General features: G+C 64.4%; 14 protein-coding genes. 7 read left to right on the forward strand and 7 right to left on the reverse strand.

Going from position 1 to position 12175, the window contains the following annotated elements:
• Position 1: 1 nt before the first annotated feature.
• The 4 genes from NMLP_RS12530 to NMLP_RS12545 all read left to right on the forward strand — a co-directional run bounded on the left by NMLP_RS12530 (position 2) and on the right by NMLP_RS12545 (position 3602).
• Positions 2-1096, forward strand: coding sequence for a hypothetical protein (locus NMLP_RS12530; protein ID WP_015410495.1), 1095 nt, complete (start codon positions 2-4; stop codon positions 1094-1096).
• A 172-nt stretch (positions 1097-1268) separates the two neighbouring features.
• The gene (locus NMLP_RS12535) at positions 1269-2438 is read left to right on the forward strand and encodes a Cdc6/Cdc18 family protein (RefSeq protein ID WP_015410496.1); all 1170 of its coding nucleotides are present in this window, start codon (positions 1269-1271) and stop codon (positions 2436-2438) included.
• A 107-nt stretch (positions 2439-2545) separates the two neighbouring features.
• Positions 2546-3034: an FKBP-type peptidyl-prolyl cis-trans isomerase gene (locus NMLP_RS12540; RefSeq protein ID WP_015410497.1), complete on the forward strand. Its 489-nt coding sequence runs from the start codon at positions 2546-2548 to the stop codon at positions 3032-3034.
• Positions 3035-3125: 91 nt separating this feature from the next.
• Positions 3126-3602 carry an Lrp/AsnC family transcriptional regulator gene (locus NMLP_RS12545; RefSeq protein WP_015410498.1) on the forward strand — a complete coding sequence of 159 codons (477 nt, stop codon included), beginning with the start codon at positions 3126-3128 and terminating at the stop codon, positions 3600-3602.
• Here the strand turns inward: NMLP_RS12545 and NMLP_RS12550 are convergent.
• Positions 3599-4615, reverse strand: a complete 1017-nt coding sequence (locus NMLP_RS12550; RefSeq protein WP_015410499.1) for an amidohydrolase family protein — start codon at positions 4613-4615, stop codon at positions 3599-3601. The two genes, NMLP_RS12545 and NMLP_RS12550, sit on opposite strands and share 4 nt — an antisense overlap.
• Before the next feature lie 93 nt (positions 4616-4708).
• On the opposite strand from NMLP_RS12550, the gene NMLP_RS14650 reads away from it, so the two are divergent.
• A complete protein-coding gene (locus NMLP_RS14650) occupies positions 4709-5344 on the forward strand; it encodes an IS6 family transposase (RefSeq protein ID WP_015410500.1) in 636 nt (211 codons plus the stop codon).
• A gap of 81 nt (positions 5345-5425) precedes the next feature.
• Here the strand turns inward: NMLP_RS14650 and NMLP_RS15925 are convergent, their stop codons facing one another.
• The 5 genes from NMLP_RS15925 to NMLP_RS12575 all read right to left on the reverse strand — a co-directional run bounded on the left by NMLP_RS15925 (position 5426) and on the right by NMLP_RS12575 (position 9396).
• On the reverse strand, positions 5426-5872 hold the full coding sequence (locus NMLP_RS15925) for a class I SAM-dependent methyltransferase (RefSeq protein WP_231857238.1): 447 nt from the start codon (positions 5870-5872) through the stop codon (positions 5426-5428).
• Positions 5873-6172: 300 nt separating this feature from the next.
• Complete coding sequence (locus NMLP_RS12560) at positions 6173-6466, reverse strand: DUF4242 domain-containing protein (protein WP_015410501.1); 294 nt, start codon at positions 6464-6466, stop codon at positions 6173-6175.
• A gap of 73 nt (positions 6467-6539) precedes the next feature.
• Positions 6540-7520 carry an ABC transporter substrate-binding protein gene (locus tag NMLP_RS12565; protein ID WP_015410502.1) on the reverse strand — a complete coding sequence of 327 codons (981 nt, stop codon included), beginning with the start codon at positions 7518-7520 and terminating at the stop codon, positions 6540-6542.
• Positions 7517-8506: an ABC transporter substrate-binding protein gene (locus NMLP_RS12570; RefSeq protein WP_015410503.1), complete on the reverse strand. Its 990-nt coding sequence runs from the start codon at positions 8504-8506 to the stop codon at positions 7517-7519. The genes NMLP_RS12565 and NMLP_RS12570 overlap by 4 nt, the downstream gene beginning before the upstream one ends.
• Positions 8503-9396 carry an ABC transporter substrate-binding protein gene (locus NMLP_RS12575; RefSeq protein ID WP_015410504.1) on the reverse strand — a complete coding sequence of 298 codons (894 nt, stop codon included), beginning with the start codon at positions 9394-9396 and terminating at the stop codon, positions 8503-8505. Before NMLP_RS12575 ends, NMLP_RS12570 begins: the two co-directional genes overlap by 4 nt.
• Before the next feature lie 84 nt (positions 9397-9480).
• Here NMLP_RS12575 and NMLP_RS12580 point away from each other — a divergent pair, with 84 nt between their 5' ends.
• Positions 9481-9873, forward strand: coding sequence for a cupin domain-containing protein (locus tag NMLP_RS12580; RefSeq protein WP_015410505.1), 393 nt, complete (start codon positions 9481-9483; stop codon positions 9871-9873).
• A 17-nt stretch (positions 9874-9890) separates the two neighbouring features.
• Here NMLP_RS12580 and NMLP_RS12585 read toward each other — a convergent pair whose 3' ends face one another.
• Positions 9891-11558, reverse strand: coding sequence for an aldehyde ferredoxin oxidoreductase family protein (locus tag NMLP_RS12585; protein WP_015410506.1), 1668 nt, complete (start codon positions 11556-11558; stop codon positions 9891-9893).
• Positions 11559-11637: 79 nt separating this feature from the next.
• On the opposite strand from NMLP_RS12585, the gene NMLP_RS12590 reads away from it, so the two are divergent.
• Positions 11638-12060, forward strand: a complete 423-nt coding sequence (locus tag NMLP_RS12590) for a VOC family protein (RefSeq protein ID WP_015410507.1) — start codon at positions 11638-11640, stop codon at positions 12058-12060.
• Positions 12061-12175: the final 115 nt, after the last annotated feature.

The following is a 12175-nucleotide window of genomic DNA, read 5'->3' on the forward strand; positions in this document are numbered from 1 at the left end:
CATGTACGATATCATCCTTCAGGTCCCGGTCATCGGCATGCCGTGGGAGGACTTCGCGCTGTTGTTTATTACCGCGCTGGCGGGCGGCGCCTTCGGTGCAGCCATCGGCGCCCTCCCGGCGTTCATCTTCACCGGGTTCGTCGTCTTCCTCGGCGAAGGGCTCGCTATCCTCCAGCGGGAGGTCGGCGGGGCGGTCGCGGAGATCGGTCAAGGCGAACTGGCCGCGGGCGTGACCGGCGTTATCGGTTTTGGTGCGATCACCGGACCGCACATCGCCTTCGCCGGCGGTGTCGCCGCGTCCGCGTACGCCGGGAAAAAGTACCCCGAAATGGAGCCTGACGGTTGGGATTACCACTTCGGGAAGAACATCCTCTACGCGTTCGGCACGAAACCGGATATCCTCGCGGTGGGTGCTATCTTCGGAGTTCTCGGGATGTTTATCAACCAGTTCGCGGCCGCGGTCCTCGCTGTCGGTGGGACTGGAATCACCGACTCGATCGCGCTGTCGGTGTTCACCACTGCGTTCATCGCGCGGGTCGTGTTCGGCTACCCGCTCGTCGGAAAGGCGGCCGGATCGAGCATACTGGATATGTCGCCCTTCGAGCGTGAGGAGCCTCGCATGGCCACCGACGGCGGCGAGGTACCGCTCGAACACAAGGGACGTCTGGCCACCGAACCGTGGCTACCCCACCAGTACAAGTGGGGCGGCGTCGCGACGATCGGTCTCATCGGCGGGATCCTCGGCGGTTACATCTGGATCCAGACCGGGAGTATCTTCCTCGGCTACGCCATCTCCGCGATCAGCCTGCTGTTCTTGAACCTCGGCGTCGAAAAGATCCCCGTCACCCATCATATCACCCTCATCGGCGCGGTCGGTGCCGTGGTCGTCGCCCCTGTCGCGGGAAGCGTCGTTGCGCTCCTCGCGGCCGGCGTCTTCGGCGCGGTCAGCGGCCTCCTCGGCGAGGTGACCCAACGGCTGTTCTACTCGCACTCGGGAACCCACGTCGATCCCCCAGCGATGGCGATCGCGATCGCGATGTTCTTCATCGCGGTCCTCTCGATCGCCGGTGTCCTGCCGAACGCGGGGTACCTCTGATCGCGTAGGGGATCCGACCGCTCGTCCGAGTATCGCTCAGAACCGCGGTCCACCGGGTCGACGTGGCCCGGAGCGCCGCAGTGTCGCCCCGGGGGCGGGGTCCAACACTCCGTGACCGGGGTTCTTTTTATGACGTGGCTGAAATCCCCCACTACAAACACGTAGACCGGACATGGACATCGACGCGAGAATAAAACGACGACAGCGACGCGACGAGGGCCCACGCCTGATACAGGACTACGAGTCGTTGTCCCCAGTGGCACACATCGACGAACCCTCCGACCGCGGTCCAGTGTTCGAGCGCCTGCTCGATCACCTCGACCCGGTGTTCGACGGCGTTTTGCCGCCGAACGCCTACGTCCACGGCGAGTTCGGCTCCGGGAAGTCGGCGATCGTCACCGCCCTGTTCGCACACCTCCAGCGGCTCTCGACGGAGCCGCGGTCGGTCATCCACACGAGTACGCGGGCGGCCTCGCCGACGACCCCCGGCTTCGTTTACCTCGACACGCGAACGACGACGAGCGAGTTCGCCTTCTATCACGCCGTCCTTGACGCGCTCGTCGAGGACCCGGTTCCGGAACACGGCATCAGCACCGAGGAGCTCCGCGAACGCCTCCACGCCATCCTCGGGGAGTCCCGAAACGGCATCGTCGTCGCCGTCGACCATGTCGGCGAACCGAACAGCGTCGACACCGCCGGCCTCATCGACCTGTTCGCCGGGTTGCCGAGCAACGTGAGCTGGCTCGCCGTCGGCCGGACCCCCCCGGAACACACCGGGTTGACCACCTACACGGCGACCTCGATAACCATCCCTCCCTACCAGCGACAGATGCTCGTCGACGTGTTGATGACGCGGGCCTCCGAGGGGCTCACCCAGCGCGCGCTGGATCACGACCTCGCCCGCCGGATCGCCGAGTGGGCCGACGGCAACGCCCACAGCGCGCTCGCCGCGCTGTTCATCGCCGCCGACCGGGCCGACCGGGCCGACCGAACCCGGCTGTGCGGGGCGGACGTCGACGCCGCGATCGCGGAGATCCCGGACGTCTCGGTCTCGCTGGCGGAAGTGCTCTCGTTGCCGGTCAACAAACAGCTCGTCTTGCGGCGGCTCGTCGATCTCGACGACGACGAGCGCGCCTCGGTCTCGGCGACGACCGAGACGATAAGCGCCGACGTCGACCTCTCCATCGGGACCGTCAAGCGGTTCCTCTACGAGATGGCCGAAACCGGAATCGTCGAGCGCGTCCAGGCCGAGAGCCACGACGGCAAGGGCCGGCCGCCGAGCCGCGTCGAATTGCGGTTCCCGCCGACCGCGTTCCGCCGGCTACACGGCCTCCGGCAGTAGCCCACACCGCGTTCCCGGGCGTTCGAGCGCCGACGCCCCGGTCGTTCCGTCTCGAAGCCCGGCGCCGGCGCCGAAGCCACTATGTATTGGTCGACCCAACCGCATCTGTGCCAATCGAACAGGGCGATCGGGTCCGACTCGACTACGTCGGACGCTTCGAGGACGGTACCGTCTTCGCGACGTCGCGGCCCGCCGTCGCGACGGAACACGACCTGCTGCCGCCCGAAGAGGGCGATCCCACCCCGCTGTCGTTCACCGTCGGCGCGGCCGAGGTGATCGACGGTCTCGAGTCGGCCGTCATCGGTATGAAAGTCGGGGCGGAAGCGACGGTGCGGGTGCCGCCCGAGGAGGCCTACGGCGAACACGACCCCGACCGGGTGCGGGAGTACGACCCCGAGGCTTTCGAGGCGATGGTCGGGGAGCCACCCGAGATCGGCACCCACGTCGAGGCGAAAAACGACCTCCACGGCGACGTTACTGCCGTTACCGACGAGTCGGTCCAAGTCGACTTCAACCACGAGCTGGCCGGCCGGACGCTTCGATTCGACATCGAGGTCCTCGACGTCGAATCGGCACGGGGCAAAAAGGGACTGTAGCCGGACGGTGGGGCCGACGTTTCTGTGTATCACCGTCACCGCTGGAGGATCCTCCCCACGAATAAAGTGTCTTTGCGGCCGACACACCGGTATGACCGATGAGGAGATCGACGACGTCGACAGAGCGATCCTGTACGCACTCCAGGAGGACGCCCGGAACATGTCGTCCGGAGACATCGCAGAGCGGACCGGTACCTCCGACAGCACCGTTCGAAAGCGCATCCGGCGTCTCGAGGCCGACGGCGTGATCAAGGGGTACAGCGCCAGCGTCGACTACCAGCGATCGGGCTATCCGCTCCGAATGCTGCTTTATTGTACCGCTTCGATCCCCGAACGTGGCGAGATCATCCCCGAAATCCTGGACATCGATTGTGTGATATCCGTCCAGGAGTTGGTCACCGGCGACCAGAACCTCCTCGTCACCGCAGTCGGCGAGACGGACGACGATATCACCCCCGTCGCACAGGAGCTTCTCGACATGGGACTCACGGTCGCCGACGAGGTCCTCGTCCGCAGCCACGAGACGACGCCCTTCGGCAAGTTCGATTCCGGCCCCCACGAGGCTTAAAAAAAGACCCCTTTGACGTCCAGTCCGGTCGCACGGCGGACGACCGCCCGCACCGGATCGGCCGTGCCAGCCAGGTTCTCGGAGTCGCCATCGAGGACGAGCAGCGCTGCGCGGCGGCCCGGGGCGATGACGCCACAGTCGAGTCCGGCGCACTCGGCACCGGCCGTCGTCGCCATCCGCAACACCTCCCGGGCGGTCACGTCGAACTGTTTCGCCGTGTACGCCATCTCCCGGAACATCGACGGGGGATTCAACATGACGTTGTCGGTGCCGAGCGCGACGGTCGTGTGGTCGAGCAACTCCCGCACTGGGGGCGCTCCGACGTCGAGAACGGTGTTCGCCCGTGGACAGACCGCGACCGGCACCGACTGCTCCGCAACCCGCTGTAGGTGTTCCCTTTCGGCGTGTACCATGTGGACGAGAAGGTCCGGCTCTAAATCGAGCGCCGGATGGATGTCGGTCGGGTCCGGCTCGCCGGCGTGGATGGCAAACGGGACGTCGCGTTTCCGGCAGGCGACACGCTGTTCGGTGAAGTCGCCGTCGTTCGCCCCGGATGCTCCATACCCGTCGGCGACGTCGAGGACGGACTGATCGCCGCTCCCGAAGACGAAGGGGTCGACGGAAACGGGCGCCGCCGCCTCACGGAGCGCGCGCGCTCCGGCTGCTCCGGACTCCCGGAAATCCAGACACGAGACCGTCCCGGTTCGCCGCATGAACCGAAGCGTCCGGCGCATCGCTGACACGAGGTCAGGACGGTCGGCGGCCGCCAGCCGTCGGTGTTTCAGACTGTCCGGCGGTGCCACCGCCTCGTCGAGCGATCGCCCGACAGCAGCCTCCTTCGCGACGGAGTCGCCCAGATGCGTGTGCGCGTTGACGAACGCCGGCAGTACGATATCGGTCGACGCCGTTTCGTCTTTTTCGATGCGTTTGATCCGCCCGTCGTCGACGACGACGCGACCACGAGTCGGCTCGAACGACCGACCAACGAGGACCGTCCCGGAGAGCGTTTCCATACTGGTATCCCGGATCGAATACCGATATGGTTTCTGTACGAGGCGGTGTTCAGATAAGGATGAAGAGTGAGGCGGTGCGTTTTTTGAGTGTCTATGTTCAAAAACGCCCGCCTCAACGGCTGTTTGGACGAGATTGAATTAGGTTTTATGGAACGAGAGGCGACACCGAAATTGCTGATGAAGCTCGGTATTCAGCTCCATTTGGCTGGCCTATCACTTTCGAATACCGTTTCAATTCTTGAAATATTCGGTGTCGAACGAGCCCGATCTACCGTTCACAACTGGGTTCACAAAGCTGATCTACAGCCCGAATCTAATTGGAGTCCGGATCACGTTGCGGTCGATGAGACCGTGATCCAACTCAATGATGAGCAGTATTGGCTGTACGCCGCTGTCGATCCCGAAACAAACGAATTACTGCATACAACGCTTGAGCCAGCGACAAACAAGGTAATTGCTCACGAATTCTTTGCCGAACTTCGTGAGAAACATGACGTTGACGGCGCGGTGTTTCTCATCGATGGCTCGCACTCCTTGAAAGACGCCTGTCGCCGTCACAGCCTCGATTGCAGATATGAAAAACATGGAAATCGGAATAGTGTCGAACGTATCTTTCGAGAAATAAAACGACGAACTACCAGTTTCTCAAACTGTTTCAGCAACGCCGAAGCAGATACCGCCGACGACTGGCTTCGATCCTTCGCCTTCGCATGGAATCAGCGTATCTGAACACTACCGTACACACATAGTTATAATTTTTCTGCGACGGGCGCGAAAATTCGTAAGGTGTCATCCCCGCCCGGACTCCGGTCACGAGCCGTTCCCGACCGCTCCCACGACGATCGTGTAGCCGTCGTCGCGCTCTCTGACGGTTTCGACGTCGAAGCCCGCCGTCGAAACTGCTGTCCGCCAGTACGTCGCCGGATCGGCGTCCTCGTCGTGGGGGTACGGTAACGCGAGCACACCGACGTGTCCGTCGGGCGCACAGACCCGATAGGCTTCCTCAAGCGCCCGATCGGCAGCGTCGGCCGGCAGATCGTGGAGCAGCCGACACATCGTCACGATGTCGACGGTCCCGCCGTCGACCGGGAGCCGGGTGGCGTCGCCGCGGAGCGCCGCGGCATCGAGGTCGGCGATCCGGGCGTTCCGCTCGGCTAGCTGGCCGCCGTTGCCGAGGATGATCCGGTCGTCGAAGGTGTCCAAGCCGATGACAGAACACGATTCCGAGACGACGGGGGCGAGACCGCCCTGTCCCACAACCGATATCAAGCAGCCGGTCGGCATTGGATATCTGCAGTTCGGCTGCGAGCGCCTCGTACTTCTCGCGGTCAAGCACCCATGGCGGCGGCGAGGCGAGTGCCCTGACCGCACTACCAGCCGTTGAGACGCCACACAGCGCCGCTATCGCGCCAAGCGCGCCCGCAAGCCGTCCCCGGCGGCGAGCAGCGAGAACGCCAGCGGCGATCGTGACTACACCGAGAACGATCCGTCGACCTCGCTCCCGCCAGTGGTACAGCCCAAAATAGTACGGCAAGTGGCCACGCCGGTCGCCGCGGGTCATTCGCCCGACAGGGGCTCGCCCCGTCGGGTCACCTTGGTCGCCGGGAGTCCGGCGCGGTCGGCGTGCTCGTGGACCGCCGCCTCGCTCTCGGCGCGATACCGGCAGAAGGTGCCCACGATCCCGCCGTCGTCGTCGGCCAGCACCTCGGAGTCGACCCAACTGATTTCGGTGCCCTCCTCGCGGAGTTCTTCGAGCGCTTCGCCGGACGCGTCGGCGGCGGCAGCGAGTTCATCGTCGGTGATCGGCTCTGGAAGTTCCCGGAGGATCAGGTATTCATCAGTTTCCGTCATAGTCCACCGTAGCGCACAATCTCAACACGTGTAAACGTTACCCACGGCTGTGGCCAGAACGGCCCGGCGAACCTCACCGCTTCGATTCCATCCGACCGATCCGCCCGGCATACTCCCGTATCGGCGGCGCGTCGCGATCGACGTAGTCGTTGGTCCAGACCGAACCGGGATCGACTGGCCCGGACAGCAGGTTCGTCTCCGCGAACATCCCGGCGAGTCGCTCCCACCGGTCGGCCTGGTGGACACCCCACCCGGCTTCGGCGATGTGGTCCGTATACTGGAGATCCTCTGCCGCCGCGAGGAACTTCTCCGTCTCGATGTCGCGGCGGCGCTCGAGCGTGGCGTTGCGGGCCACCAGCGCGTCGATGGCGGCCGCCGGATCGTTCGTCGCGTCGGCCCATCCGCGGGCGATCGCCCGCAGGAGCGACCGGACCGTCTCCGGGGACTCGGATGCGAACTCGCGGTTGACGACGAGCATCATCCCGTAGACGCCGAGCGCCTCCCCGATCGGCAACTCGTCGGCGGTTCGGTCGTACTCGGCCTCGAGTTCGGCGCCGTTGGTGACGACACCGACGGCCGCGTCGACGCTTCCGTCGAGCACCTGGTGTTCGACGCGGTGGTGGGTGTTCGGGTCGACGTCGAGCAGCTCGACCGAGTCGCGCACGCCGGCGGATTCGAGCGCCTGTGCGGCCAGGATGCGCGTCTTCGTCGCCGAGGGGGCGACCGTCCGCCCGGCGAGTTGAGACAGATCGGTCAGCGGTTCGCCGAACGTGTCGCGAAGGGTGTAGATCGCCGCCGGCGTCCGTTTCGTCAGCGCGGCCGCCGCGAGCGGGTCGAACCCCTCGCTGGCCTTCGCAAGGACCGCGCTTGCGCCCGCGAGGCCGACGTCGCTGCGGCCGCGGGCGGTCTGTTCGGCGGCGAACGGCGAGCCGTGGCCCTCGACGAAGGCGACGTCTATGCCCTCGTCATCGTAGTAGCCCCGCTCTCTGGCGAGGAAGTACGGCGCCTGAAAGCCGTTGGGCTCCCAGTTGAGCTGGAAGGTGACGGGGGTCATATCGGATCAACGGGACGAAAGGTACCCTCGGGGATCCGGTCGACGCCGAGCGCGTCGGCCCCGGCGACCGACCGGAGGTGTTCGAACAGCTGTTCCATCCCGTCGATCGTCTCGTTGTTCCACCCGCGGACGACCATCGCGCGCCAGCCCTCCCGGACCGCGGCCACTATCTCGGGATCATCGTAGCTCATCAGCTTCTCGCCGATCTCGTCCCAGAGAGCGTCCTCCGCGATGAGCCGATCAACGACATCCCCGTAAGCGGCCGCGAACCGGCGGGCGGTGTCGGTGTGCGCATCGAGGAACGAATCACTCGTGAGAAACGTCGATACCGGGACCCGGTTGTCGGTCTCGGCGAGCCGCTGAACGATGTCCGAGACGGGAAACACCTCCTCGTAGGGACCCCGTTCGGTGATTTCGGGGACGATCGGCCAAAACTGCAACACGGCGTCGACCTCGCCGTCGTGAAGCATCTCGGTCAGCCCGACCTTCGAGCCGGCTTCGACCGGCGTTGCCGTCTCGTCGGGGTCGAACCCGTGGTACTGCCGGCAGGCGGCTCTAACGAGGATCCAGTTCTTATCGAGGCGTCGGACGACGCCGATCCGGTGGCCCGAGAGGTCGGCGAGATCCTCAATAGCTGTATCCTCCGGCGCGACGAGGCCGCCGACGGTCCGGCCGTAGGGGTGAAACGCGACGATGTTCGCCCCTTCGGCGCGCTCGCGGGCGGTCGAGATGTAGTCGATGTCGATCAGGTCGGCCTCGCCGTCTTGGAGTCGGGCCTCGACGGTTTCCATCCCGCCCTCGAGTTCGTCAGAGACCAACTGGACGTCGAGGTGAAAACCGTGTTCGTGATCGAGCCCGAGACGCTTCATCGTGTACAGCATATAGCGCGGGCTCCCGTTGTGTTCGAAACGCGCGCGCATCACCGGCCGATCGCCGGGGTCGTCGTGGTGGGCGTCCAGCGCCCGCTGTTGGCGCCCGACGTTCATCGTCCCACCGGAGCGACGATGGCGTCGATGTCGGCGTCGGCGTCGATAAGCTGGCGGCGCTTCATCCACGACAACTGCTCGTCGAGCTCGTCGTGTTCGGCCAGTTCCGGAGGTTCGTACCGCGGCACCTCGATCCGCGACAGCAACTCGTCGTAGTCGACGTCCTCGAAGAGTTCCGGGGCGATTTCGGCGTCGGCCTCAAGCATCCCGAGGTACGCCTCGCGGTAGGCGTCGGGGTCGGCGTTAATCGCCTCGGCGGCGCGGGCGTATCCCTCGATAAACCGATCAAGGACGTCTCGGTCGATGGCATCGGCTCCAACGATGCCCATGTGATTCTCGAACTCGAGTACCGGTCGGTAGCCAAGTTCCTCGGCAAGCGTGCTCTGTGGCTCCAGAAGCGAGACTGCCTCTACCTCGCCGCTTTCGAGCGCCCGGAGCCGGTCGGTCGGCATCCCGTGGTGCTCGATCTCGACGTCCTCCGGCGAGAGGTGCTCCTCTAGAGCCCTGATCGCGGTGTACTCTTGTCCGGTTCGCTTGTTGATGCCGACCGGCACATCCGCGAGGTCGGACGGCTCCGTGATATCGCTGTCGGGCTGGACGTAGACGGTGTAAGGCTGATCGGCGAAGGTTCCCTTCGCGACGATGCGACCGTCGTCCATTCGCCACGTCCGTTTGATACTCTCCCACTTGCAGATCGGGTAGACATCGACATCGTGGTCGCCCGTCAGCGACTCCTCGGCAGGAATGTACTTCCAGTCAACGTTCTCGCGGTCGCGTTCAGTCAGTTCGACGTCCAAGCCGGCCTGTTCGAAGTAGCCCTCCTCGACGGCCACCTTCTGTGGCAACATGAAGGAGTAGGGCAGGTGAAACAGTTGTACAGTGTCACACATACTCGCTCTATTTCGGTATCTTCACATAGTAAATTAAAACTATTGAGGTAACTTTTAAATAATAAAGGTGCGCAAGGGAATATCATGCAGCAAGTGAGCGAAGCGGGCCGCGAGTACGAGGAGGCATCCCCTGACGTTTATTTCGCCGACCTCGCCGCCGGGGAGAAATCAAGTATGAAGCACTGGCGGATCGAACCCGGGGCGACACTTCCGATCCACCGCCACGACAACGAACAGATCGGCTTTCTCATCTCCGGCGAACTCACTGCAATTCTCGAAGACGAGGAAATAGAGCTGTCACCCGGAGACTCATACGCTTTCGAGAGCGGCGAACTCCACGGCGCAAAGAACCGCGGCGACGAACCGGCGGTCGGGATCAGCGTGCTATCGCCGCCGCGTTCCTCGCCCAACTGGGCGCAGTCGACGGCGACGACCGACGACGCCGGCACGGTTCGGTCGGTCGGGTCGGACGACTGACTGGCGCAGCCAGCTGACTATCCGGACCGCTCCGGAGAATCGGCCGTCAGAACAGTGCCGTCGTCGCTCCACCCACGGCGTTCGTAGTACGCTGACAGTTCCGACGCAAGCCCCGGGAGTTCGTACGGGAGCGTGTCGTCGGCGCGGTCGAACCCTCGCTCGTTGTTGAACCGCCGTTCGAGATCCACGATCCGTGCCCCTACCGCCTGGAGTTCCTCGACGGTAGTGTCGAGCAGCGTCGCCAACCGCCCTTCGGTAAGAAATCCCCGCGAGAACTTGCAGGCGATCGCCGAGTCGAGGACGGCGTTTTTGTTTTCCCGCTCGACCAGGAGATCAGCCTTGCCGGTGACGCCATCGCGGTCGATCGCGCGCTCGCGGTCGACAAGTGGGTACTCGTGGACGTACATTGATCCATAGAGGTGGTCTGCGCCACGGTTCGAGGTCGCGAAGGCGAGCGCCTGCCCGTTGAGCGTCCGGCCGTCGTGTGCGGCGAACTCCATGCCCTTCGCGGTCCAGTCCTTGATCCCCAACCGGTCGTGGATCCGGTGGATACCCTCCGCGAGCGTGTCGCCGATCCCCTCGCGGTAGGCGATTCGCTCTACGAGGTCGGCGAGTAACTCGGCGTCGCCGAGTGCGTCCTCGCTTGCGAGGTACGCCGAGACGACATCGCCACAGGAGATCGTGTCCAATCCGAGTTCGTCACAGCGCTCGTTGGCTCTCATTACCGCTGTGAGGTCGTCAACACCGGCGTTGGAGCCGAACGCCATCACTGTCTCGAATTCCGGGCCCTCTGTTTCGAGGCCGGCGTCGGCGCGGGTCGGCAGTTTACACGCGAACGCACACGACGAGCAGGTTCCCTTCTTGTACTTTTGTTCCTCGATCGCGTCGCCGCCGATCGCCGATGCGCCCTCGAAGGACGATTCCGAAAAGTACCGCGTCGGCAACGCCTCGATCTCGTTGGCGAACTCCGTCAGTCCGGCGGTCCCCTGTCGTTTCATGATGTGGTCGCTCTCGGCGGCCTCGCGGTGAACCTCGTCGGCGACCGAGGGAAACTCGATCCGGTGGGGCGAGTCACCGGCGAAGGTGAGACACTTCACGTTCTTCGACCCGAGGACGGCACCGAGACCACCGCGACCGAACGCCCGCGTCCCGGAAGTCATCATCGAGGCGAACCGAACCTCGTGGTCGCCCGCAGGGCCGATACAGACGACTGCGTCCGCTCCGACTCCTCGTGCCTCGTCGACGTGCGCAACGACGGTCGACACCGTTGCCTCCGCCAGTTCGGGAACGGGGTCGAACGCGACGCCGTCGTCTGTGACGTGCACCCAAAGCGGCGTGTCGCTCCGACCGACTAACTCGAAAGCCGCATATCCCGTGTCGGCGATGTTCCGAGAGACGAACCCGCCGGCGTTCGACGACAGCAACCCTTCGGTCAACGGCGACAGCGCCGTTGCCGATGTTCGCCCCGTGAAGCTCGTCGTCGAGGCCTGCATCGGCCCGATGGCGACGTACAGCCGGTTTTGAGGTCCCAGCGGATCGGCGTCGAACGGGATCCGATCGAACGCGAGTTTGGTCCCGACGCCGCGGCCCCCGAGGAACTCCGCGAGGATGTCATCGATGTCGGACTCCTCGCTTTGGCGCGTCCCAACGTCAAGCGTGAGCAGCGGCCCGAGAGCGTGTCGCATATACACATGATCCGGCCGGCCGGACATAACGTTTGTTCGCCCCCGAAGAGATATGAGCCGATGCGCCCAGAGGAGGGGTATGGATGCCGTCGATCACATCAACGTAGACGTGGATGACTTGGAGGTATGTTACCCGTTCTACCGGGATCGGTTGGACCTGGACCTGCTGCGGCCACCCTCTGAGTTTCAGGGCGAGCACGCAATGTTCGACGTCGGCGGGACCGTGTTGACGCTTGCGGAAACCGGACGCGCCGACGGCTGGCACGGGCGTATCGACCATCCCCTCGACAAGGCGCATATCGCCTTCGAAACCGGCCGGGACGATTACGAGCAGTTCCTCAAGCAACTCGACGGACAGTTTCCGAAACAAGGCCCCTACGATTGGGACGAGTTCGAGGGGTTCTACTTTCTCGATCCGGACGGGAACCTCCTCGAGGTGATCACGTACGACCCGGTTCCGGCGGGCGTCAGTCGGACGCTCTTGACCCACGACGACATCTGAAGCCGGTCACCGTCGGGGCGATACACACGGCTACGGCGAGGAGTCGCCGCTGCCGTCAGCAGTGAGGACACCCTTGTCGTGGGGTCCTCTTGGGCGTTCTGGAGGTAGTTCCTGC

It is taken from the genome of Natronomonas moolapensis 8.8.11 (genome assembly GCF_000591055.1).
In the GTDB taxonomy this organism is placed as follows: domain Archaea; phylum Halobacteriota; class Halobacteria; order Halobacteriales; family Haloarculaceae; genus Natronomonas; species Natronomonas moolapensis.